The organism is Bradyrhizobium betae, from assembly GCF_004123905.1.
Taxonomy (GTDB): Bacteria; Pseudomonadota; Alphaproteobacteria; order Rhizobiales; family Xanthobacteraceae; genus Bradyrhizobium; species Bradyrhizobium betae_A.
In genome coordinates this window covers 23512-46453 of the sequence record NZ_MZXW01000013.1, presented here as the reverse complement: position 1 = coordinate 46453, position 22942 = coordinate 23512, and the positions used below count along the sequence as shown (strand labels likewise).

24 protein-coding genes and 2 pseudogenes are annotated in these 22942 nt (G+C 63.9%); 13 read left to right on the top strand and 13 right to left on the bottom strand.

The features are described 5' to 3' along the window. Positions 1-19: 19 nt before the first annotated feature. The 4 genes from B5V03_RS06165 to B5V03_RS06150 all read right to left on the bottom strand — a co-directional run bounded on the left by B5V03_RS06165 (position 20) and on the right by B5V03_RS06150 (position 3564). The gene (locus B5V03_RS06165; protein WP_283811533.1) at positions 20-1267 is read right to left on the bottom strand and encodes an MFS transporter; all 1248 of its coding nucleotides are present in this window, start codon (positions 1265-1267) and stop codon (positions 20-22) included. 83 nt (positions 1268-1350) lie between these two features. Beyond that, positions 1351-1950, bottom strand: a complete 600-nt coding sequence (locus B5V03_RS06160; RefSeq protein WP_129268386.1) for a LysE family translocator — start codon at positions 1948-1950, stop codon at positions 1351-1353. A 206-nt stretch (positions 1951-2156) separates the two neighbouring features. After that, positions 2157-2636 (bottom strand): GNAT family N-acetyltransferase, encoded by a 480-nt coding sequence (locus B5V03_RS06155; RefSeq protein ID WP_129268385.1) that lies wholly within the window; start codon positions 2634-2636, stop codon positions 2157-2159. Then, positions 2626-3564: an acyl-CoA desaturase gene (locus B5V03_RS06150; protein ID WP_129268384.1), complete on the bottom strand. Its 939-nt coding sequence runs from the start codon at positions 3562-3564 to the stop codon at positions 2626-2628. The genes B5V03_RS06155 and B5V03_RS06150 overlap by 11 nt, the downstream gene beginning before the upstream one ends. 172 nt (positions 3565-3736) lie before the next feature. On the opposite strand from B5V03_RS06150, the gene B5V03_RS06145 reads away from it, so the two are divergent. The 4 genes from B5V03_RS06145 to B5V03_RS06130 all read left to right on the top strand — a co-directional run bounded on the left by B5V03_RS06145 (position 3737) and on the right by B5V03_RS06130 (position 7797). Then, complete coding sequence (locus tag B5V03_RS06145; protein WP_129268383.1) at positions 3737-4888, top strand: zinc-binding dehydrogenase; 1152 nt, start codon at positions 3737-3739, stop codon at positions 4886-4888. Positions 4889-5009: 121 nt separating this feature from the next. Next, complete coding sequence (locus tag B5V03_RS06140) at positions 5010-6767, top strand: serine hydrolase (RefSeq protein WP_129268382.1); 1758 nt, start codon at positions 5010-5012, stop codon at positions 6765-6767. After that, positions 6767-7174 carry a VOC family protein gene (locus B5V03_RS06135; protein WP_129268381.1) on the top strand — a complete coding sequence of 136 codons (408 nt, stop codon included), beginning with the start codon at positions 6767-6769 and terminating at the stop codon, positions 7172-7174. The genes B5V03_RS06140 and B5V03_RS06135 overlap by 1 nt, the downstream gene beginning before the upstream one ends. 110 nt (positions 7175-7284) lie before the next feature. Next, the gene (locus B5V03_RS06130) at positions 7285-7797 is read left to right on the top strand and encodes a hypothetical protein (protein WP_129268380.1); all 513 of its coding nucleotides are present in this window, start codon (positions 7285-7287) and stop codon (positions 7795-7797) included. Positions 7798-7817: 20 nt separating this feature from the next. On the opposite strand, the gene B5V03_RS06125 is transcribed toward B5V03_RS06130, so the two are convergent. Then, entirely contained in the window at positions 7818-8171 is a 354-nt protein-coding gene (locus B5V03_RS06125) for a cupin domain-containing protein (RefSeq protein ID WP_129268379.1), read from the bottom strand. Between the two features lie 118 nt (positions 8172-8289). Continuing rightward, positions 8290-8655: a nuclear transport factor 2 family protein gene (locus B5V03_RS06120; protein WP_129268378.1), complete on the bottom strand. Its 366-nt coding sequence runs from the start codon at positions 8653-8655 to the stop codon at positions 8290-8292. Between the two features lie 422 nt (positions 8656-9077). Between B5V03_RS06120 and B5V03_RS06115 the strand changes: the two genes are divergently transcribed. Beyond that, positions 9078-11066, top strand: a complete 1989-nt coding sequence (locus tag B5V03_RS06115) for a DEAD/DEAH box helicase (RefSeq protein WP_129268377.1) — start codon at positions 9078-9080, stop codon at positions 11064-11066. 79 nt (positions 11067-11145) lie between these two features. Here the strand turns inward: B5V03_RS06115 and B5V03_RS06110 are convergent, their stop codons facing one another. Together B5V03_RS06110 and B5V03_RS06105 are read right to left on the bottom strand one after the other, a co-directional pair. After that, positions 11146-11439 carry a hypothetical protein gene (locus tag B5V03_RS06110; protein WP_129268376.1) on the bottom strand — a complete coding sequence of 98 codons (294 nt, stop codon included), beginning with the start codon at positions 11437-11439 and terminating at the stop codon, positions 11146-11148. A gap of 127 nt (positions 11440-11566) precedes the next feature. After that, on the bottom strand, positions 11567-12073 hold the full coding sequence (locus B5V03_RS06105) for a GNAT family N-acetyltransferase (RefSeq protein ID WP_164987820.1): 507 nt from the start codon (positions 12071-12073) through the stop codon (positions 11567-11569). Positions 12074-12211: 138 nt separating this feature from the next. Between B5V03_RS06105 and B5V03_RS06100 the strand changes: the two genes are divergently transcribed. Further along, positions 12212-12601 (top strand): COG4315 family predicted lipoprotein, encoded by a 390-nt coding sequence (locus B5V03_RS06100; RefSeq protein WP_164987819.1) that lies wholly within the window; start codon positions 12212-12214, stop codon positions 12599-12601. A 60-nt stretch (positions 12602-12661) separates the two neighbouring features. Here the strand turns inward: B5V03_RS06100 and B5V03_RS06095 are convergent, their stop codons facing one another. Further along, positions 12662-13090 (bottom strand): cupin domain-containing protein, encoded by a 429-nt coding sequence (locus B5V03_RS06095; RefSeq protein WP_129268373.1) that lies wholly within the window; start codon positions 13088-13090, stop codon positions 12662-12664. Between the two features lie 478 nt (positions 13091-13568). Here B5V03_RS06095 and B5V03_RS06090 point away from each other — a divergent pair, with 478 nt between their 5' ends. After that, positions 13569-14054, top strand: a complete 486-nt coding sequence (locus B5V03_RS06090; RefSeq protein ID WP_129268372.1) for a phasin — start codon at positions 13569-13571, stop codon at positions 14052-14054. Between the two features lie 278 nt (positions 14055-14332). On the opposite strand, the gene B5V03_RS06080 is transcribed toward B5V03_RS06090, so the two are convergent. From B5V03_RS06080 to B5V03_RS06070, 3 genes and pseudogenes are all read right to left on the bottom strand, one after another. Next, complete coding sequence (locus B5V03_RS06080) at positions 14333-15127, bottom strand: Crp/Fnr family transcriptional regulator (protein WP_129268769.1); 795 nt, start codon at positions 15125-15127, stop codon at positions 14333-14335. 227 nt (positions 15128-15354) lie between these two features. After that, positions 15355-15909, bottom strand: coding sequence for a PAS domain-containing protein (locus B5V03_RS06075; RefSeq protein WP_129268370.1), 555 nt, complete (start codon positions 15907-15909; stop codon positions 15355-15357). 476 nt (positions 15910-16385) lie between these two features. Continuing rightward, positions 16386-16696, bottom strand: a pseudogene (locus tag B5V03_RS06070) (GIY-YIG nuclease family protein). A 315-nt stretch (positions 16697-17011) separates the two neighbouring features. On the opposite strand from B5V03_RS06070, the gene B5V03_RS06065 reads away from it, so the two are divergent. Both B5V03_RS06065 and B5V03_RS06060 read left to right on the top strand, forming a co-directional pair. Continuing rightward, positions 17012-17830, top strand: coding sequence for a rhomboid family intramembrane serine protease (locus B5V03_RS06065; RefSeq protein ID WP_206736123.1), 819 nt, complete (start codon positions 17012-17014; stop codon positions 17828-17830). Positions 17831-18077: 247 nt separating this feature from the next. Further along, positions 18078-18506 (top strand): CBS domain-containing protein, encoded by a 429-nt coding sequence (locus B5V03_RS06060; RefSeq protein ID WP_129268368.1) that lies wholly within the window; start codon positions 18078-18080, stop codon positions 18504-18506. A gap of 7 nt (positions 18507-18513) precedes the next feature. Here B5V03_RS06060 and B5V03_RS06055 read toward each other — a convergent pair whose 3' ends face one another. Next, on the bottom strand, positions 18514-19545 hold the full coding sequence (locus B5V03_RS06055; protein WP_129268367.1) for a patatin-like phospholipase family protein: 1032 nt from the start codon (positions 19543-19545) through the stop codon (positions 18514-18516). Positions 19546-19794: 249 nt separating this feature from the next. Here B5V03_RS06055 and B5V03_RS06050 point away from each other — a divergent pair, with 249 nt between their 5' ends. From B5V03_RS06050 to B5V03_RS42210, 4 genes and pseudogenes are all read left to right on the top strand, one after another. Next, positions 19795-20868 carry a hypothetical protein gene (locus tag B5V03_RS06050; RefSeq protein ID WP_129268366.1) on the top strand — a complete coding sequence of 358 codons (1074 nt, stop codon included), beginning with the start codon at positions 19795-19797 and terminating at the stop codon, positions 20866-20868. Positions 20869-21103: 235 nt separating this feature from the next. Then, positions 21104-21463: pseudogene (locus B5V03_RS06045) on the top strand (aldo/keto reductase); the annotation flags it as partial. 254 nt (positions 21464-21717) lie between these two features. Continuing rightward, the gene (locus tag B5V03_RS41335; protein ID WP_245502172.1) at positions 21718-21957 is read left to right on the top strand and encodes a hypothetical protein; all 240 of its coding nucleotides are present in this window, start codon (positions 21718-21720) and stop codon (positions 21955-21957) included. Between the two features lie 37 nt (positions 21958-21994). Continuing rightward, positions 21995-22303, top strand: a complete 309-nt coding sequence (locus tag B5V03_RS42210) for a hypothetical protein (RefSeq protein WP_245502171.1) — start codon at positions 21995-21997, stop codon at positions 22301-22303. The last annotated feature ends 639 nt before the right edge of the window (positions 22304-22942 follow it).

Sequence of the window (22942 nt, the reverse complement as noted above, 5' to 3'; positions counted from 1 at the left end):
CGGTGCGGAAGGACGAGAGTCAACCTTCTGCCTTCCTCGTCGCGCGCTGATACAGCAGACACAGCAGCGCCAGCAGCACGACGGCCGAGAGCCCGAGCGACCAGTGAATGCCGATCGCAGCGCCAAAGACGCCGACGGTGATGCCGCTGAAGGCCCGCATCCCGAGGCCTGCCATGTTGTAGAGGCCGACGACGCGGCCGCGGATGTCGTGCGGCGCGTTCAGCTGTACCAGCGCCTGCGCCATGGTGTTGAACGACAGCTCGAAGAAACCCGCAAAGAACAGCAGCACGATCGCGACCGGATAGATTTTCACTGCCGCAAAGCCGAGCAGCGCCACGCTCCACAGCATCGCCAGTGTGATCGCGGTGCGCGGCGTGCCTTTCAGCCGCCCCCACGATTCCAGCGCGATGCCGGCGAGCAGCGCACCGGCAGCGTCGGCCGCGAGCAGCACGCTATAGGACACGCCGGGATCGCCATGGCCGAGATCGCCGGCAAAGCCCGGCATCTGCGCATGATAGGCATTGCCGATCATGAAGGAGGTGAGGCCGGCGAGCCACGTCATCGCGGTCAGCACCGGCTGCGTGCCGATGGCGCGGATGGTCAGCATGATGTCGGCAAAGCCGCGTACCGCAAAGCGCCGCACGGCCACGCTGCTGTCGCGCACCGGCGCCCAGAACAGCCACAGCAGCATCGGCAGATAGAACAGCGTGTTGAAGATGATGCCGTGCGAGGTGCCTAGCGTCAGCATGATGATTCCGCCGACGGCAGGTCCGACCAGAATGCCGAGATAGCGCGCCATCGCGTTCAGCCGCACTGCGCTCGGAAGATCAGCGGGGCCGACGAGGTCGTAGAGCAGCAACTGGTTCGGTGTCTGCCACAGCACGCCGGCGCAGCCATGGATCACCAGCAGCAGCATCGCGTGCCACATCTGGATGGTGTCGGTGATGAAGAAGAAGCCCCAGCCGGCCGAGGCCAATATGAACAGCAGCATGCCGCACTGGATGATGCGGCGCGGATCGACCCGGTCGGCAAGCCCGCCGACCGCGACCGAGAACAGCAGGAACGGCAGCCAGTGCGACAGCACGGCAAAGCCTCCCAGCGTCGGCGAATGGAATTTCTGGAACACCACCCAATAGCTGATCACATGCTCGATATTGTCGGCCATCATCGCCAGTACGTAAGCGATGAACTGGAGCCGGTACGGCACCGACTTCATCGCTGCGAACGATCCGGACGCGACCACGGGATTTTGGGGCAGGGGGTTCAAGCGGGCACCAGGAAAGGACTGTTGCGGCATTACACGTTCGCCGCCGACCGCTCAAGACACTTGGCTGTGGTTCTTGCTACGGGCTAAACGAACGCCAATCCGGCCGCGATCAGCACCATCAGTCCGAGCGTGACGTTGAGCGCGCGCTCGCTACTCGGCGACAGCCGCAATCGACGCAGGAACACCCCGACATAGAGCCAGATGATGTCGACCACGATCATGACCACGACCAGCAGGAACCACTTCGCAAGCGTGTCGTGTTGCGCGCTCTCCTTGATCAAGGTGTATGACGCCAGCAGGGACGCGAAGGCCAGATACGCCTTCGGGTTCGTCATGCCCAGGAGAAATCCGGCCGCAGGCGAGGCGTGTGTGCGACTGCGTTCCTCGGCGGTGTCTCCGACAGGGGACGATGCGATCTTGTAGGCGAGATAGATGAGGTAGACCGTGGCGGCGATCGTCATGATACGCAGTGCCGACGGAAACGCCGCCAGCAGCGAAAACAGTCCTGCAGCGGTCACGCCGGCGGCGATGGCGAGCCCCACCTGAAGTCCGAGAAAGTACGGCAGCCCCCCGACAAAGCCCCGGGCGCGACCGACCGCGATGAGCGCCGCGATCGCGGGACCCGGCGAACCCAGCAATCCCACGGCCGCAGTCAGGAATATGCCGAGTGCGACCATGTCCATTGCGAAACCCCTTCCGACGCGTGGCAGGGCGAGGACTAGCTGGCTCTCCTCCAACAGAGAAACCATTTATTTCGATGAGCGGCATTGATTTTCTGAATTGGCAGGATGGACGGATTGGGCGTTGAGTCCATGCCCGGATGAGCGCAGCGACATCCAGGGCCGCTCCCGCATGACGTTGCGCTTCATGCAAAGCTACGAGGTCGCCTCTACCCCAGCGCCTTCACATACACCCCATACGGCACGCCCAAAATATCCGGCGCGTCGCGAACCCTGGCAAATCCCATTCGCAGATACATCGGCAGCGCCACCGTCATGATCGGCGTCGTGTGGAGCGCAATGACGGCCGCCTGATCGCGCTCGGCGCGGCGCAGGCATTCTTCCGTCAGTTGCCGGCCGACGCCCTTGCCGCGCGCCAAGGGATCGACCACCAGCATGCGGATAACAGGCCATGCCGGATCGAAGAACGCCGGCTTCGGCGCTCGCGGCCCGACATAGGCGACAGCGCCGACGATCTGGCCATCATCTTCGGCGACGATGATCTCGCCGGTCCTGGAAAGCTGCGGCATCTTCGCGACATTGGCATTGAACAGCGGCCAATCGGAAAAATGCGGCTCGAACTCCGCGAACGCAGCCAGCGCGACGCGTACGATCGGCTCGGCATCCTCTTCGCGATAGTCACGCAGCATCGGCTACTCCGTCGCGCAACTTCGCACCCGTCAGCCGCCGCAGGCCTGCTCGCTCCGGCAGATTATCGGGCGTCCTGACATTCCAGATGAGCCCGACGGCCTCAAGCGACCGGATCAGCCACCAGCCCGGATCGACCTGTCCCGGCAACAGTCCGAGCTTCGCCGAGCCGGGATAGGCGTGATGGTTGTTGTGCCAATTCTCGCCCATGCTGATCAGCGCCGCGAGACGGACATTGTAGCCCTGGGCCGCGACGCCATCTATGACCCAGACCTGCTCGCCTCTGGTGTGGGAGAAATGGCCGACCAGCCAGTGTCCGGTCACGCAGACGCTGACCCGCACACAAATGCCCCACACCAGCCAGTCCACGCCGCCGATTGCGAAGAAGAGCATGGCCCACGGCAATTGCTGCAACATCCAGGTGCGCTCGACCAGGGCGTAGAAGCGGTCATTGGCGAGCCGCGGCTCGAGTCTGAAGTCCGGCGGATGACGCAACACCAGCCGGCAATGCAATTGCCACCACGCATCGCGCCAGAAGCCGGCACTATGACGGGAATAGTCGTGGCACGCGGGCTGGCGTTGCGCCCAGTCGCGGAAATCGTGCAGGCGGATCATGCCGAACGGGCCGGCCATGCCGACCAGCGTGCCGAGATAAACGAGCAGATGTTCGAGCCAGAGCGGACAGTCGAAGCTCGCATGGATCAGCTTGCGATGCATGCCGACCGAATGGCCGCAGCAGAGCGTGACGGCACTGATCGCGATGAACAGCGCGAACGCCGACCAGGAGAAGCAGGCCGGTCCAAGCACGATAGCGACCGCCGTCATGCCCGCGAGCCACAGCGATTTGTCCGGCGCCCAGCGCACGGTGCCCTCCAGCGGATCGGTGTCAGGCGTGACGACAATTCGTTCCGAGCCCGGTCGCAAATCCATGGTGTGATCCCGGCAGAGTTCCGAAGCAGGCGTCGCTGCGGCACGTCCAGCCTGCGGATACAACTGCGGCGTGTCAACGTCCGCCTTGGTATTTCCAATGTCGCGATGCTGTCATAGGCTGATCCCGGATCCGCACCATCAATCATAACAAGCGGGCAGTGAGGAAACAGCCATGGACCAGATCCGCGTCTGCACCCACGCAGGCCCGGGCAGCGAGCCCGTCATCCGCACCGTGCCATGGCCGAAGGTCGGCAAGAAGGCCGCGCTGATCAAGGTCGGCGCCTGCGGCGTTTGCGGCACCGATCTGCATATCCTGAAAGGTCACTGGCCGAAGCCGCTGCCATGGCCGTTCACGCTCGGCCACGAACTCGGCGGTGTCATCGTCGAATGCGGCGATGAATTCACCGAGGATTTCATGAGCAAGCCGCTGAAGGTCGGATCAAAAGTGATGATCCCGCCGCTGATGCCCTGCGGCCGCTGCTATTACTGCATCCATTATCCCCAAACCGCCAACAAATGCCTGACGCCGGTCTATTACGGCCGCTATCTCGGTTTCGACAAGGCGCCGCACATGTGGGGCGGCTGGGCCGAATATGTCTATGTCGATCTCGAGATGCTGCCGGGCACAAAAATCTACAAGCTGCCCGACGACATGTCGCTGCGGCTCGGCGCGTTGTCCGAGCCGCTGACGTCCTGCATCCGCGCCTTCAACCGCGCGAGCCGCGCCGGCGGTTTTTCCTGGGGCGGCACGGTGGTGATCCAGGGCTCGGGCCCGATCGGCATTCTGGCGGTTGCCGCCGCGAAGGAGATGGGAGCGGGGCGCGTGATCTGCGTCGGCGCGCCGGAAGAGCCGCGGCTCAAGCTCGCGCGCGAGTTCGGCGCGGAGGCGACGGTGAACATCGAAGAGATCAAATCGCCGCAAGAGCGCATTGCGCGCGTGCGGGATATTGTCGGTGGCTTCGGCGCCGATCTGGTGATGGATTGCTCGGGCCATCCGACTGCCGGCCCCGAGGGCATCGAGATGCTGCGCGACGGCGGCACCTATGTCGAGATGGGCCAGTTCACCGATGCCGGCTCGATCGAGACGTCCTGGCACCGTATCTGCACCAAGGACCTCAACGTGCTCGGGTCCTGGGGTTTTACCGGTAATGATCTCCCGCTCGGCGTCGACATGCTCTACCGCACCCGTGACAAATATCCCTGGCTGAAGATGCAGACGATCTATCCGTTCACGGAAGCGGGCGTCGCGCAGGCGGTGAGGGATGCGATGGCGATGAAGACGGTAAAGTCGACCATCGTGCCGTGGCCGGAATTGGTGGATTAGATTTGCATCTCAGGCTCCTCTCGCCGAGAGAAGGCACGCTATCGCAAAAAAAAGCGTGGCCGTGACTTCCATTTTACGTTGAAGCCGCTAGCCTGCGCACCTCGCAAAGCCCGCAGGTGTCATGAACAAATCATTAGAGATTCCCGACGCTTCCCTGGCATCCCTCATTCCCGACATCGATCGGCTCGCCGCGGAAGCGATGGCGGTCTGGAAGGTGCCGGGCGCTGCTCTCGCCATCGTGCAGGATGGCAAGGTCGCGCTCACGCGCGCCTACGGCCAGCGCGATGTCGAGGCCGATCTGCCGGTGACGCCGCACACGCATTTCGTGATCTGCTCGATTACCAAGTCGTTCACCGCCACCGCCATCGCGTTGCTGCAAAATGACGGCGTCCTCGACTGGAGCAAGCCGGTCCGCGACTATCTGCCGGAGTTTCGCCTCTCGGACGCGGTCGCGACCGAACGCGTCACCATTCGCGACCTGCTCAGCCATCAATCGGGGCTGCCGCGGCATGATTGGGTTCATATGCCCGGCGATCTCTCGCCGGCCGAAATGCTGCCGCTGATGCGGCACCTCGAATTGAGCCGCGACATCCGCGGCGCCTGGCAATACAGCAATCTCTGCTACAACGCCGCCGGTCTCCTGATAGAGCGGCTGAGCGGGAAGAGCTTTGAGGCCTTCGTGCGCGAGCGCCTGACCGACCGGCTCGGCATGAACATCAGTTTCTCTCTCGATGAGCTCGAAGCTGGAGCGGAGCCGGCGCGGCCCTACAAGATCGACGTCGACACGCGGTCTCCGGCGCTGCGGCTGCCGATCCGCACCACGGCCGCAGGCGCCATCAACACGTCTGTCGCCGATCTCGCCAACTGGATGCGGCTGCATCTCGGCAAGGGCGAGTTCGAAGGCGAGCGCCTGCTTCCGGCTACGCTGGTGGAGCAACTGCACGCGCCGCTGGCGCTGGTCGGCAAGTCGGAATTTTCCGAGAACGGCCACCACATACATTATGGGTTAGGGCTTCAGTCCCACACCTATCGGGGCGAGCGCATGGTATCGCACAGCGGCGGCTGGAACGGCTGGGGCTCGCTGATGGCCTTGGTGCCGGAGGCCGGCATCGGCGTCGCCGTGCTGACCAACCGCAGCTCAAGCGGGATACCGCTGATTCTGTCATTGTATATCATCGACCGGCTGCGCGGCCGGGAGCCGGTCGACTGGCTCTCGCGCTTCCGCAAGCAGCGCGACGATTTCATCGCCCACATCCCGGCCGACAAGGAGGCGCGCGAGAAGGCGCGTCACAAGGACACCACGCCGGCGCATGAATTGTCGGCCTATGCGGCCGACTATGCCCATCCCGCCTATGGTGTGATCTCGATCCGCGAGCGGGACGGCGCACTGCATTGGTCGTGGCGCGGCATGGGCGCGCCGCTGTCGCACCGGCATTTCGAGACGTTCGTCACGCCGGAGATCATCGACCAGCTCCATCCTGATAATGTCCCCATCACCTTCCAGACCGACCGTGAGGGCAACATTGTGCACCTGTCGGTGCCGCTGGAGCCGATGGTCAAGGACATCGTGTTCGAGCGCCGTGCGGCCGGCGACTGCGTCGATCCTGCATTCCGCACACGCTGCGTCGGGCAGTTCAAGAGCGGCGCCATCACCCATCGCGTTACCCTGGACAGCGAAGGCAGGCTTATTCTGAAGCCGGACTACCAGCCGGCCTATCGCCTGGAGCCGCAGCAGGGCCGCGGGTTTCGCATCGCCGAGCTGGAGGGTTTTGCCGTCGAGTTTCGCGGGGAGGGGGAGCGTATCGACCAGATCGTCTTCCACCAGCCGAACGGCATCTTCGTCGCCGACCGCGTGATGGAGCAGGAAAGTGGTCACTGATGGAGTCCAGTAGGCAGCGTTCCCCCTTCCGCGCCATCCGCGCGATCGACTACACCGTCATCTTCGTGCGCGACATGACGGCGATGCGTCGGTTCTACGAAAACGTTCTCGCCTTATCCCTGCTGCGTGAGCTGTCGCCGAACTGGATCGAGTATGGCCTCGGCAGAAACACGCTGGCGCTGGCCAGGCCGAGCCGCACCGCCGCCGATGCCCCGACGCCGGCAGGGAGTGCCTCGCTGCAACTGGCCTTCAAGGTATCCGCAACGGAGGTCGATGCATGCGCCGACGAACTCGTGCGGCAGGGCGTGGCGCTGCTGTCGCCGCCGACGAACCAGTCGTTTGGCCATCGGACGCTGTTCTTTCGCGACCCCGACGGCAATCTGCTGGAGATCTACGCCGAGATCTGAGCGCGCAGGCCAGCCGTAGCCCAAAAAGTTCCATCGGAAATCCGCGAACTATTCACGCTGAGGTGAAACTTAGGCCCCAGTTCCGGCTTTCAGTTCGTGGGAGAGGTATCGTGAAGCAAATCCTGAAACCCGTCACTTACATCCTGGCTGCCATCTACTTCCTGGTGGATGCCGTCTTCATGGCCGTGGCGAGACCAATCTCGAGCTGGATAGGGCGGCATCTCGAATTCAAGCGGTTGCGCGCCTGGATCAGATCGCTGCCGCCTTATCCCTCGCTCGCCCTGTTTTCCGTGCCCGTGATCATTCTGGAGCCGATCAAGCCGGTGGCCGCTTACCTTGCGGCAACTGGTCAGTTCGTGAGCGGCGCGGCAACGTTCATCGTCGGGGAGTTGCTCAAGCTGGTGCTGGTCGAGCGCCTGTTCCATCTCACGCGTGACAAGCTGATGCGGATTCCGGCTTTCGCCTGGGCCTATGGGAAATTCGCCGAAGTGAAGGCATGGCTGCAAGCAACCGAAGCCTGGCGTGCCATCCGCGCCTTGAGCCTTGCAGCGAAGGACGCCGTTGCGCGGGCGAGAGCCAAGCTGGTCGGCAGCTTCAGCAGGCTGGCGACCTCCAGGGATTAAGACCGGCGCGTTCGCCTCCTCTACGCGAGCTTGCGTGCTGCGGCGGTGGCCTTGTCACCCGTGTTCGGCGTGCCGGTCGGTTCGATCAGCATCAAATGAACCTCCTCGCGCGCCACCGGGCGATGTTCGACACCTTTGGGCACGACGTAGAGTTCGCCCGGACCGAGCGTTACCGTGCGATCCCGTAGTTCGATGTCCAGCTTGCCTTTCAGGACGAGGAAGAAGTCGTCGGTGTCGTCGTGCTTGTGCCAGGTGAATTCGCCCTTCACCTTCACCACCATGACGTCGCAATCGTTGAAGGTCGTGACCGTCCGCGGCGACCACAGATCCTCGAAGGTCGCGAGCTTGTCGGCAAGCGATATGCTGTCGGCCATGTGTCCCCCATGAGTTTCTCGTGAGACACGATGTGGGATCGGATGACGCATAGGACAAGTCCAGCATCCATCCGCGTTACAGTGGCGGAGTAACGGGTATCGCCTGCGACCGTCTCCCTTATGCGCGCGACACGTGAGCAGAGACGCACTGCCAACGTCCGTCCCGGAATTGCCAATCGTCCGTGTACCGGCCAGCACCCTTGCCGCCGTCCGGCTTACGATAGCTGGTGCGTGCATGAATGATGGCGAAGTCCCCGAGCACGCGGATGATCACGTCGTGCTCGCGAATGTCGCGCACCGCCGAGCCGCGGCCGATCTGCACCAGGAATGTCGACCGGTCGATCAGTGTGCCGTCCGGATTGGTGTTGCGAAAGTCCGCCGCGAGATTGGCGTCGAACCAGGCTACGTCGTCTTCGTCAACCGCGCGGACGTAATTGCGATTGAGATCCGCCAAAGTAGCCTCTGTGGTCTTTTTGTCGGACATTGCTTGTTCACCTGTTTGCCTGCTCGCGAGTCACCAATGCGATATCGAGCCGGTGTCGCAGGTCCATGGTCGCCTCGATCGTGCCCGGAGCCTAATGCAATTTGCCGATCCGATGGTTCGGACTCGATCGAACCGTCCCTGCTTGCAAGTTAAGCCAGGTGGCCGCGAAATCTGCCGATCTCGCCCAAAAGCGCTCCAGACGAAATAAAATGACTCCAGAACGCCGAATGGAGCACCTGCGAGCCTGTTCACCGTGTCGGCGACGCCATGCATCATAAGCATGGTGATTTGCCCGCGCTTGGCGTAAAGAGCGTCCAAATCAAATCGTCACGCGTGTGACTGGGCCTTCTGCCGCGAGTGCGGCGTCTCCGGCCCCCTCGGTTCGCCGTTCCGCGCCTGAATTAACCAAGGTTTTCCATCTCGTGTCTTTTCCGGCCCTGACCCCGCCGCTCGCCCGTGCATTGGCTGAGCGCAATTACGACCGTCCGACCCCCGTTCAGCTCGCTGTGCTTGCGGACGAGGCAGCCGACCGTGACCTCCTGGTTTCGGCCCAGACCGGCTCCGGCAAGACGCTGGCCTATGGTCTGGCCATGGCCAGGGATCTGCTCGGTGACGCCGAGCGGTTCGAGCGGGCGGGCGCGCCGCTTGCCTTGATCGTGGCGCCGACCCGCGAGCTGGCCCTTCAGGTCCATCGCGAACTGGCCTGGCTGTATGAGCACGCAGACGGGCGCGTCGTCTCCTGCGTCGGCGGCATGGATCCGCGGCGCGAGCAGCGCGAGCTTGCCGTGGGTGCCCATATCGTCGTCGGCACGCCCGGCCGGTTGTGCGACCATTTGCGACGTAACCGCCTCGACATTTCGGAATTGAAGGTCGTCGTTCTCGACGAGGCCGACGAGATGCTCAATCTCGGCTTTCGCGAGGACATGGAATTCATCCTCAAGACCACGCCGGAGTCGCGCCGCACCCTGATGTTCTCGGCGACGTTTCCGCGCGGCATCGTCGCGCTGACCAAGCAGTATCAGCAGCAGGCGTTCCGGATCGAGGTCGCCGGCGACGAAGGCGGTCACGCCGATATCGAGTACCGCGCGATCCGGATCGCGCCCGCCGATGCCGAGCACGCGGTCGTCAACGTGCTGCGTTTCTACGAGGCGCCGAGCGCGCTGGTGTTTTGCAGCACGCGCGATCACGTCAGGCATTTGCAGGCGGCGCTGCTGGAGCGCGGCTTCTCTGTTGTCGCCTTGTCAGGCGAATTGACACAGAACGAGCGGACCATGGCGCTGCAGTCGCTGCGCGACGGGCGCGCCCGCGTCTGCGTGGCGACCGACGTTGCCGCCCGCGGCATCGACCTGCCGAGCCTCGATCTCGTCATTCACGCCGATCTGCCGAACGACGCCGAGGTCATGCAGCATCGTTCGGGTCGAACGGGGCGCGCGGGACGAAAGGGGACAAGCGTCTTGCTGGTGCCGCCGATACGACGGCGGCGTGCGGAAATGCTGCTGAATGTCTCGGGGATCGACGCGGTCTGGGGGACAGCACCGCAAGCGGAAGAAATCCGCAAGCTCGATCACGACCGTATGAAGGACGTGTTGTTCACGGAAGAGACCGCTCCCGACGATCTGGTGCTGGCGCAGGCGCTGCTGGCCGAGCGGTCGGCTGAGGATATCGCCGCCGCACTCGCGCGACTCTATCGGGCGCGACTGCCGTCACCGGAAGACATCCTCGATCCCGGCGAGCGGGCTGGCCGGCCGCGCGACGATCGCGGTCGCGACAATGTCCGCACGCCGCGCGACGACCGGACGCCGCGCGACGATGCCCGCAATTCGCGCGGCGATGATCGCGCCGAAAGGCCTCGACCCAAATCGGGGAAATCGTCGCCGAAACACGGCATGGGGGAGGCCACCGTCTGGTTCCGGGCCAACATTGGACGAAGAAAGAACGCGGAAGCGCGCTGGCTTCTGCCGATGATTTGCCGTCGCGGCGGCATTGACAAGGGCGACATCGGCGCCATCAAGATCATGGACACGACGACCGAGTTCGAGATTTCCGAGCGGGTCGCGGAATCCTTCGCTGCCAAGATCAAGCGTCCGGACAAGGAAGACAATATCCGCCTCGAGCCGATGGCGGACGCGCCGCAGCGGCAAGCGCCTGCAGAAGAGCGATCACACCCCCCCCGGCACGAGAGCCGCGACATCGATCATCGTGAACGGCGCGATGATCGCCCGCGCGACAAAAGTGAATTCAAGCCACGGGGCAAGCCGCACGGTGAGCGCGCGCCGAAATTCGATGATGCGCCGTCGTTCGGAAAGAAAAAGAAACACAAGAACAAGCCGGGCCACGCGGAGCCTTCAGTCACGCCGTGGCCCGGGAAGGGCGCGCCCGGAAAGAAGGCGAAGAAGAAGCATCGCGGCTGAACGGCCGCCTGCTAGCGCAGACAACAATGATGCCGCCGGATCGCGCCGGCGGCATCATGATCTCGGGGGGCGTGTGACCTCAGCGGCCGCCACCGCCGCCACCACCACCACCTCCGCCGCCACCACCGCCGGCATCACGCATCGCCGAATTGTAGCGGGGGTCGGTCTGCTTCATGTAGATGGGCGAAGTATCCCGGTCGGTGCGAACGCGGCGTCCGCCCTGCTGCGGCGCTTCGATGAGGCCGGCGCAGCCTTCGAAGAAGGCGAACTCGCAGCCATAGGTATGGACCTGCGCGGCGTTGGCGCTGGTCGCGCTGAAGGCGGCGGTCGCAGCGAGTGCAAACAATCCAACTTTCGACAATGTGAGTTTCATGGAAATTCTCCAGCCTCGGTGTAGCGAGACCGGAACGGCTCGCACACAGCTTCGACGGGGCCTGGCTGTGTCAGGTTCGAGGCGGGCGCTTCACGCCCGCGTGAGCCGGGCCGGCCTGGGCTGGGCGTTACGTCGCAGCGAGGTCGCGGAGCATGTAGGTCGCGCTGTCGCCGTAGGATGCAAGCTTTGCGCGTAGCTCCGCATCCGCCGTGACCGGCCGAAAGCCGAGACGCTCCCACAGCGGCCGCGTGGCGTAGACCGACACGAGTGCGAGCATTGCGATGCCGGAAGCGCGCGCCAGCCCCTCGATATCAGCAACGTAAGCGCGCGAAGCGCCGCCGCGAAAATCGGGCAGCACGGCAACGTCGTGCACGTAGAGGCAATCCGCGTCGACGGGGAGTCGTTCGAGGAAATCGTCGAGTAGCGGAATCCGGTGCTGTCTCCAGGGATGCGCAAGGCCGTAACCAACGATCTCATCGTCCGCGATGAGCACGCGGCAGCCTTCGGGATAGAGCCGCATCTTTTCCGCGAACACGTCGGGACGTTCCGGCAGGCCGGGATGGATGCGCGTCGCGATCGCGCTGATCGCCGGCAGGTCGGATACGCGCGCGGGGCGCCAATGCGGCTTGGTCATATCGGTCCGTCTCACGTCATCCAGTTTATTCCGTAGCGAAGCTGCGCGTAGCGAAAAATATCGTTGGCGCGGCGTAAGGAATACCACGGCTCGTGCGGCGTCCTACTCCTGCAAGCCAATTGCATGACAGGAGACACCATGACGACATCCCCGATCCGCCTCGCGCTCACGCTCGCTGCATTGCTCGCAATCGTTCCCGCCGCCTTCGCCGCGCCGCCGACCAAGACCGGCAAGACCGACAAGGGCAACGTGCTCACCGACGCCAAGGGCATGTCGCTCTACACCTTCGACAAGGACGCGGACGGCAAGTCGGTCTGCAACGGTCCGTGTGCGACGAACTGGCCGGCGCTGAAAGCCGAGGCCAGCGATGCCGCCGCCGACGGCTACACCGTCATCACCCGCGACGACGGTTCGAAGCAGTGGGCCCACAAGGGCAAGCCGCTCTACACATTTGCCAAGGACACCAAGCCCGGCGACATCACCGGCGATGGTTTTCTGAACGGCGCCTGGCATCTGGCGATGCCGTAAGCGATCTCCGAGATACGCGGGACGGGTTGCACCACGCAGCCTGTCCTCGCATCGCGCGTTTTAAGCAGGCGGCGCCGGCACCAGACCGTAGCGCAACATTGTCTCTTTCATCTTCGCCGGATCGGGTGGCGCGCCGGCCGACAGGAGCGCGGCCATCTCCTTGAAATATTGCGGTCCCAGCACGCCGGGGCTCAGGATGCACAGGCATGTCGCAGGCCCGGCTGACCGGTTGGTGAAGCCGTGTACGACGCCGCGCTTGATGAATACGGATTCGCCGGGGCGGACCTCGATCTCCTGGCCGTCGATCGTCCAGGTCGAGATGCCACCGAGCCCGTAGATCGTCTCATCCCATCGGTCGTGATAATGCGGGATGGGCATCCGCGCATTCGGCTGCAGCGTCATTTCGAAGATGTCGACGCTGCCGGCGGTGTCTTCCTTGCTGTGCAGGAAGCGGAGCTGAAGTGAGCCGAAATTGATGATGTCGGACATGGCTGTTTCGCCCAAATGAGGTTGCATCGAGGTCGCGGCGATCGCTCAGACGGAAGCTATCGCAGCCCCTCATACACCATCGGCCCGCGTGTGACCGGCAATTTGCCGATCGCGGTGCAGGCGGCAAAGCATTCCGGGCAGGCTCAAACGGCTCCGGGCACCGGCATCTCCGAGCCGCTCGCCGGAGTTGATCTCAAGTTGGCGGAAGCATTTGCGGCAACTTCAAAGAAGTAAAAACGCCGCCTGTGCCGCTTCGTCGCTCAAATCGAATTTATTCAAGTTGAGAGTCCGAAAGCGAACTGAAGGCCCGACCTTGGTTGGTCATAGTCGGCTTCGGCAGGGGCGAGAGCCGCAGAGCAGCGGCAGCATCCTTCCATTTTGAGAGTAGGGGCACTGGTTTCCGGGTGCGGCCCGCATCTGGGAGCTTCCGGGGGTCTTCAGTCCATTATCTGGTTTCGCGTGAAAGGGATGAATGACGATGAATGATGCCAATGTGAAAGCCGAAACGAAAGCCACGCCGCTGGATGGGGTGGCGAACGGTGATGCAAAGCTCAAGTTCGAGATGCCATTTTTCAACATCCAGGCGATCTTCGGCGATCTCGCCGAGCAGGGCGCCGCGCGGGCCAAAGCAAATTTCGAGCAGATGAAGGCGGCTTCCGAGGAGATCACCGAAGCTCTCCGCGAAGCCTGTTCGACCAATGCCACGCGTGCCGCCGATTACGGCACCAAGATGATCGAAATATCAAACATCAATACCAGCTCCGCGCTGGAATTCCTGTCCCAGCTTGCGGATGCGAGGTCGTTTGCGGATGTCGTGACCCTCTCCACCACCCACGGCCGCAAGACCTTTGAAGCGGCTTCCGGCCAGAACCGGGAGCTTTGGGACCTTGCCCAGAAGGTCGCGACCGAGACGGCCGAGCCGATCAAGAAGAGCTTCAACCGGGTTCTGCACAGGGCTGCTTGAATCGAGGCTACCGGCCGCGTGAATCGGCTGGGCGAGCGTCTTCGCCAGAAGAGACGCCGTCCAGCCGATGGCGGCCCCACCTTGCCGTGAGGTGATGCCAAGCTGGAGGAGTTCAGGATGGGTATAGTGATGATCAAATGCCCGGAAACGGGCCGCGCGATTTCGACGGGCATCGAGATGGATCGCGACCGATTTCGATGCAGTGCAGTGTTCTTTTCGCGCACATATTGCGGGATCTGCGCGGCGACGCACGAGTGGTTCGCCAGAGAGGCCTGGGTCTACGAGTCGGTCTTGGCGAACGGGAAGTCCGGGGGCGGGCAGCCGCTCCGTGCCGGCGCGGCGTGAAGCAGCCTGACGGCATCCTGCGAAACGATCCGATCGATCCGGCGGCTCATCACCTTGTAACACTCGCATGCGATGACCTCGAGCCGCTGCCTGTCGATATCGAGTTGGCCGCGCCGACTGGATTTCAGGGCCCTTGACGTGCGAAGTGCGCTCACGACGTGCGTGACCGTGGTACGCCGGACGCCGAGCAGTTCCGACAACGTCTCTTGCGTCAGGGGCAGAACGTCGCCGCCGCCATCCGTCCGGTCGTGAATGTGAAGGAGCCAGCGGGCCAGGCGGGCTTCGACGGAGTGCAGCGCATTGCAGGCCGCGACGTGCTGGACTTGCGTCATCAGCGCCCTGGAGAGAAGCTGAACCAGACTTCGGAGGGCGGGACTGCGTTCGAGCGCCGTCTGGAATCGCGCGGGCGAGATTTGCAATGCGGTGCCGGCGACGCGGACGACGGCCGTCATGGGTGAGCGGTGGGGGCCGAGCGCCGTCATGAGTCCGACGGCGCCGTCGTTGCCGATGACGGCGGTCGCGGCCGTCTGCCCGTTCGGCAACTCCATGATGAAGGCGATCGCGCCGCTGCAGGGGAAGTACAGGTGTTCGATCCGGTCGCCCGACCGAACGAGGACTGCATCGTGGAGAAGCGGTACTTTCCGCAGATGCGGTGCAAGCAAGGCGAAGTCGGCCGGCGGTAATGCAGCTAACAGGCGATTACCAACTCTGGTCGCGTGCTCCACCACGGGGTAACCGTCCCTCGACGGAGGCCCGGCGGCTAGCAAACGCATCGACTCCGGTCGGGCCGCGTTGCCGTGCAGACACTTGCCCGGCAGACAGGGAAAACCTGCCATGACGGGTAAGGTTCCCATGATGGATCGCAAGTCCACGCGCCGGCGCGTCCATCCGCGATCTGATCCAGCGATGATAATGGGCCGTTTGCGCACGCTGCGCGGACGGCACGCGCGTTGCTCTACCTCAACCCCTCATACACCATGAGCCCGCGTGCGATCTGCAATTTGCGGATCGCGCGCGGCAATAGTTTCTCCGGCTGATGCAGATAGCGCCAGGAGGTGAGGGTGAAGCGACCAAGCGCGCCGCATTCGTCGTCGAACGGCGCGAGCACGCCTGTCACGCTGACAGGCGTATGCGGTCGGGCGTTGAAGGGCAGCAGCAGCAGCTCGAGATGCGCCTTGCTGCCGTCCTCGCGCGCGGCCGTGACGCCGGCGATGGCGCCGAGCCTCTCGTCGGCCACGATGGTCGTGATCTCCTCGATCTCGCGGCGGCTCGCCTCGTTGAACAGCGCAGTGAAGCTCGAGTCCTTGAGATCCGTTCCGGCAAGCGCGCAGACGCGCGTGCCGGCGACGCGGAACGGGAAGCCGAGATTTTGCTCGCAGGAGAGGACGAAAATGTCGCCGAGCAGGCCGCGGACCGCGGCCGGATCGATATCTGCCCGGTCAGGGGCCCGCGCAGTGCCGCGCTTCTTGTCCCAATATGCGAAGAACTCGCGGCTCGACGGATGTTTCATGACCGAACGCTAACCCCGGGGCGCAACCTCGCGGGACAGACCTGTCCCGCTTCAGTGCACCCGCGATCCCTGTGTTGTTGTGCAGGAGGGGATTTGCAGCGTCCATGCCGCAGGGGCGTTTTCGCACCCGTTAAGCCGGTCTTTGCGTCGTTAACGTTAAATTAACTACGCGCTTCCCGCCCGCCGCCCCGCTGCTATGGTGATCGCGGTCGCAAGCCTCGCCGCTTTCTCCAGGTTCTCGGCGAGGCCTGTACACAGGCGTCAAACAGTTTGGCCACGGGCCGGGGAGGGGTGGGGATACACCTTCATTCCTCTGGTGCCGGAAGGCCGACAAGGACAGGCAGGGCTTTCCCAGGGCCCTGCCTTTTCCTTTTGCGGGGCACACTCTCGTGCCCCGGACGCAGCGCAGCGCTTCTTCAGCGGTGCGCTGCAGAGCCGGGGCCCATGTCGCAAACACAACAAGTGCCGGGACCCAGTCAGCCCGCCAGCGAATTCAATTCATCGGTGAGGTTGCGCCAGTCTGGATTGAGGTCTTCTATCAGTTTGAGCTTCCAGGCACGCCGCCATCGCTTCAGCGAATTCTCGCGCGCCCTTGCTTCGAGGATGGAGCCGTAGGTCTCGAAATTGACCAGCAAAGTCACCCCGTACTGCTTCGTAAACCCGGGGACGAGCTTGGCCTTGTGCGCGGCCATCCCGCGCGCGAGGTCGTTGGTGACGCCAATATATCAATATATAATGTGCCGTTTCGTCTGCTCGCGAGGATGTAGACGAAGAACGCGGTTTGCATGGGTGTAAACCCGGAAGGTTGAACTACCTAAAATTGCACGGTTAGAGCTTGCCGCCAATCTAGGTCCCGGCTCTGCGGCGCGTCACTTGTCCGGGACACGAGACCAGCCCAGGCCGGCAATATCTCCGTGTCCCGGACGCAGTGCAGTGCCCCAGCGATGCACTGCTGGGCCGGGACCCAGCGTCTCGCCGGGGTTCAAACGAGCCCTAGTTCACGAATTCCTTTTGTGCACTTGCGCAAGGCCGGCAAAGGCGACTATCTCCAAGGCTTGTCGTTAAGCCTGTCGCTCCGATCGCGCCTGAAAGCGAAGCTGCCTTGGATTCCCCGCCACAAGATTCGTCGCCGCAAGCTCCGGAGCTGCCGGCCGTCACCGAGGAGGCTCCGCGCGAGCCGATCCTGACGCTGCCGGCGGCGCTGACCGCCTATATCGTGCTGCTGGCGGTGATCCATCTGCGGGTGCTGCTGCCGCCGGAGCTCGAGAACTGGACCATCGACGTCTTCGGCTTCATCCCGAGGCGCTACGATTCCTCGCTGCTGAACTTGCAGATCCCCGGCGGGGCCGGTGCGAAGGTCTGGACCTTCGTCACCTATTCGCTGCTGCACGCCAATCTCACCCATATCGGCTTCAACGTGATGTGGCTGCTGCCGTTCGGCAGCGCGCTGGCGCGACGCTTTGGCGCTGTCAGGTTCTTCCTGTTCATGGCGGTGACGGCGGCGGCCGGTGCGCTCGCCCATCTCGTCACCCATGAGCATGCGGTGGCGCCGATGATCGGCGCCTCGGCCTCGGTGTCGGGTGCGATGGCAGCCGCGATCCGCTTCGCGTTCGGTCGCGGCAGCTTCCTGTCGTTCACCCGCTCGGACGCCGATACCGCCGCAAAGGTTCCAGCCCTGCCGCTGTCGCGCGCGCTGCGCGACGGGCGGGTGGTCGGCTTCCTGGCGGTGTGGTTCGGCGTCAACATCATCTTCGGCGTCGGCGCGATCGGGGTCGATGCCGAGACCACGAGTGTCGCCTGGCAAGCCCATATCGGCGGCTTCTTCGCAGGGCTCCTGCTGTTCGCGCTGTTCGATCCCGTGCCGCGCATGCGAAGTGATGCTGCGGATGCGTCATCACAGGACGTTTCAGACCGTATTTGAAGCGGCGCTTGCAGCGCGGCCTGAATTCATCCATCATTCGCGAGAAGAATGTTCCGAAGCGACAAGCTGCTCGAGCATGATCCGGAAAAGTGTGCAGCGGTTTTCCGGTAAGATCATGCTCAAACAATAACGAAGCAATGCTTCGCAAAGCGCACGAGCGTGAAACCGGCGCTGAAACTGTTAGTTGAAGACTCGCGAACAAGTCCGGGCCGCGAAAAGCGGCTGGCTCCGATTCAGGGAGACGACAATGACGGTACGTTCCATTCTCAATGCCAAGGGCCACCAGATCATGAGCGTCGAGCCGGACGCCAAGCTGTCGGCTGCGGCAAAGCTGCTCGGTGAGAAGAAGATCGGCGCGGTGCTGGTGATGGACCAGAGCCGGCTCGACGGCATCCTGTCAGAGCGCGACATCGTGCGCGTGGTCGGCGAGCGCGGCGCCGCCGCGCTGGAGGAGCCGGTCTCTCAGGTCATGACCCGCAAGGTCGTCACCTGCAAGGAGACCGACACGGTCGCCGAGCTCATGGAGATGATGACGACAGGCAAGTTCCGCCATCTGCCTGTGGTCGACAACGGCAAGGTGGTCGGCCTGATCTCGATCGGTGACATCGTCAAGCGCCGCGTGCAGGAATACGAGAACGAGCAGGAAGCCCTGCGCGACTACATCAAGACGGCCTGAGCGAACTTCACGCGTCCGCTTTGGGCGCGTTGCCCGCGGGCGCCGGTGCGAGCACCGCGATCGCTTCCTGGATCGAGTCCAGCGCGCGCTCGGCGGCGCGCGTGCCGTGCGCGATCAGGTCTTCGGAGCGGTGGAAGTCGAACCAGCCGAACTGGCCGACCCGCGGCGTGATCAAAAGGTCCGGCGGATCGCCGGCGAGGCGCGCGCGGGTGATGCGGTCCTGCATGATGTTGAAGGCGTCGACCATCACCGAGGAGATGCCGGGCCGTCCGCCGCTGCCGAAGAACTCGCGCTTCATGGCTTTCTCCGCCGAGAACAGCCGCGGAAAGCGCCGCTTGGCGGTCGGCTCCTCCGGCTCGGCCGCGACCGGCACTGGCATCGCGCCGTGCGAATAGATCGTCGTGGAATGGGTGAAGATGTCGCTGGAAAGATTTGCCGCGATGACGATTTCGGCGCCGAGGGCGCGGGCGGCTGAGACCGGCACGGGATTGACCAGAGCGCCGTCGACCAGCCAGCGGTCGCCGATCAGCATGGGCTGGAAGATGCCGGGCAGGGCATAAGAGGCGCGCATCGCGTCGACCAAGCGGCCACGCGTCAGCCAGATCTCATGCCCGGTACGGACCTCGGTCGCGACGGCGGCGAACTTGATGGGGAGGTCCTCGATCAGGGTCTCGCCAACCGCTTCCTCGAGGCGGTTAGCCAACTTCTCGCCGCCGAGCAGGCCGGAGCCGTTGAGGCGGATGTCGAGATAGCCGAGGATGTTGCGCATCCCCCCCTGCAGACTGCGTCCCCACGCCTCCAGCGTATCGAGCCGGCCGGCCGCATGGAGGCCGCCGACCACGGCGCCGATCGAGGTCCCGACCACGACATCGGGCACGATGCCGTTGGCCGCCAGGGTCCTCAGGATTCCGATATGGGCAAAGCCGCGCGCCGCGCCGCCGCCCAGCGCAAGGCCGAGGACCGGGCGGCGGGTGGTGCCAAGGCCAATCTTCTCGCCGTTCGAGCCGTTCGCGCCCCGACCTTTCAAGATGTCCAGCACTGAAACTCTCCTACGCCGGGGCCAGCCCGCGTCATCAGACTAGGCACCGCATTTGCCGTCCGCCAGAACCGGCGCGAAGCATGGTTTATGCCGCTTTGGGGAAGGCGCTGGGCAGGAGTATGGCGAGGGCGGTTGCTGCTAGTCTAATCACGCAGGCGTCAACCGGGTTCCATAGAACAGTATCAAGGCCGTATTTCCTGGGGTATCAGAGGCTTGAATTCGCCGCGTTTTCGGTGAAAAGCAGGTGACATGACACGCGGGGGTGACGGCATCATCAGATGGCGGCGCAGCGGCAGGCTGCTGCCGGCGCTGATCCTTGCTGCGTGCCTTGTTACCCTCACTCAAGGCGCTGCGCAGGCGCAGCTTTTCACCGATCGTCCGCCGCCGGTGCCGCCCGCCTCGGTGCCCGACCCCGGCGGCGCCGTCAGCCTCGCGCCACCCTCCGGTCCGGGCGCCGGCCCCCCGAGCCTGCCGCCGACCCTGACGCAGCCGGTGACGCCGAGCATGCCGCCGCCCGCCGTCACGACCGTGCCATCGGCCCCACCGCTCAACGCGGCCGTGCCCGGACAGGGCGTGCTGTCGCTGACCGCGAAATACGGCAAGGACACCCCGGCGATCACCAGCGGCCTGGTCTGGCGGGTCTTCGCCGACCGTCCCGACGAGAACGGCACCTTCAAGCTGATCCGCGAGGACCGCAACGCCACGCCCAACATCGTGCTGCCGCCCGGCAATTACGTCGTGCACGTCGCCTTCGGCCTCGTCAGCGCGGTGCGCACCGTCAGCCTGAAGGCCGAGACCGATCGCGAATCCTTCGTGCTGCCGGCCGGCGGCCTGCGCATCGAGGGCCGCGTCGGCACCAGCCGCATTCCGCAGAACCAGATCTCGTTCGCGATCTACAAAGGCAGCCAGTTCGAATCCGGCGAGCGCGCCTCGCTGGTGCCGAACGTCGCCGCCGGCGATGTCGTGCTGATCCCGGAGGGGACCTACTACATCGTCTCAAATTATGGCGACGCCAATTCGGTGGTGCGCTCGGACATCCGCGTCCAGGCCGGCAAGCTCACCGACGTCACCATCACCCACCGCGCCGCCGTGATCACGCTCAAGCTCGTCAGCGACAGGGGCGGCGAGGCGCTCGCCAACACCGCCTGGTCGGTGCTGACCCCCGGCGGCGACGTCATCAAGGAATCGATCGGCGCCTTCCCCCGCGTCGTGCTCTCCGAAGGCGAATACCGCGCCATCGCCAAGAACGAGGGCAAGGTCTACGAGCGCGGTTTCAACGTCGTCAACGGCGTCGACGGCGAAGTCGAAGTCGTCGCGCGCTGATCCTGCTTGCCTAGCTGTAGCTTTCGTGTCCCGGACGCGCTGCAACGCCTCTTAGCGTTGCTGCGCAGAGCCGGGACCCAGGAGGCCGCGCAATCGCTGTTGCGCATGGGCCCCGGCCCTGCAGCGCATCGCTGAAGAAGCGCCGCGCTGCGTCCGGGGCGCGAGAGCTAGCCCTCACTTCCGACCGCAGCGCCTCCACCAGCACGGCAAACGCCTGCGTCGGCTGCCGCCGGCTCTGACCGGCGCGATCACCGAGAGCACGACGTTCGATGCGAACGACTTCCGCAACATCGTACCGCGCTTCTCATCCAGCGCACGCAAAACCAATCAGACCCTGGTCGATCTGCTCGGCGAGATCGCAGCCGCGAAGAAAGTGACGCCGGCGCAGATCGCATTGGCCTGGCTGCTGGCGCAAAAGCCCTGGATCGTGCCGATTCCCGGCACCACCAAGCTGCACCGGCTCGAGGAGAATCTCGGTGCGGCGGTGGTAACGTTGTCTCAAGCCGATCTCGCTGCGATTGCGAAGGTGCTGGCCAAGGTGACGGTGGAAGGTAATCGCTATCCCGCCCATCTCCAGGCGCGGGTCGGCCGCTAGAATCTGCCATTGAGGTCCGGTGAGCATTTGCTTACCGGACCTCTGCGCCTGTGTTCCGATTTGAATACCTTTGGCAGCGCTATCAAGCTGTATCGAAGGCCGCCAAACACCGGCAGCATCGGCTTATTCCAGACACGTCGTGACTTCGTCATGGCCGGTGGAAGATACGTAATTCCGATAATCAATTTTATTCTCTTTCCATCCTGCTGCGTTATATGTCGGGCATCCGTCTAACGGGGGAGGCCGGAGCAAGCGTGCGCTTGCGAGACCGGCAGGAGCAGGGGACCCAGCCGGTCGGCATGTTCGAAGTGATTCTTACCAGGCGCAAACGGTTTGGTTGGCGGTGGCAGGTGTGTGACCAGTCCGGCAAGATATTTGCCGACGGGTTCGAGCGCACCCGGCCGGCCGCCAAATATCATGGCGAGCGCGCATTGTTCTTCCTGTTGTCGCAGGCCTATCTCCGCAACCGCTCCGCAGCGTCCAGCGAGGACTAGCGGCGCGCGTGCTCGGCTCCATCCGGGCTACGAGATCTTGCGTTGTCCGACGGGCAAAACACCCAAGCTGCCGGTCAATGCCCGGTCGCAAAAATATTCCACTTTACCGAAATTCGGAAACGGCGTATCCATCGCCGCAACCCGGCCCAAGGAAGAGGGGCGTATCGCGATCGTCACGAACGCGGGCCGGGCGGCGGTGGACGTGGGTCACATCGGCGCGAAGGTTTTCGCAGGGCGGGCAACCGTGAGCGAAGACGTCGCGCGCACGACCGGTGTGATCGGCGTACGGCAAAATCGTGTGGTCCTGACGCCCGGGGTCTGTGCGTCAAGTCTTGCGGTGATGTGAGCGCCCGACCGGGTGCGCGCATCAGTTATCTGTAAGGCGACGGGGGCAATAGTGCATCGCTCCCCGGGGAGAGCACGACATAAGCCGTCAAACCACTGCGCAGGGAAGGCCGGATGTCCTGGCTACACCTGTATGCCGCTGTGCAAACATCTTACTGCACCTTCGCACAGTGGACCTCGGGTGCCAGCGGGCTCCCGGTCTTCCCTGCGCCCTCTTTCAATTGAGGGCAAGGCAACGAAGCAAAGCTCGGGCGAAATGCGCCGCGAGGATGCGAAGGTGTGTCTGCGATGAAGATGCGAATGGTAAACCGGCGCCGTCACCCCCACACTCCGTCATTGCGAGGAGCCCTTGCGACGAAGCAATCCAGACTGTTTCCGCGGAGGGATTCTGGATTGCTTCGCTGCGCTCGCCAATGACGACGTGGAGGCAGTCTTGCGCCAAACACCGCGCTCGTGCCCCGGACGCAGCGCAGCGCGCAGCGGTGCGCTGCAGAGCCGGGGCCCATGCGACGTCGAGCGCGCGGCCTGCTGGGTCCCGGCTCTGCGCAGCAATGCTTACGCGTTGCAGCGCGTCCGGGACACGAGAGCATTTTAAGCAGCTGTCATAGTCTCTAACGCGCGCTAACCAACGCCGGACTTA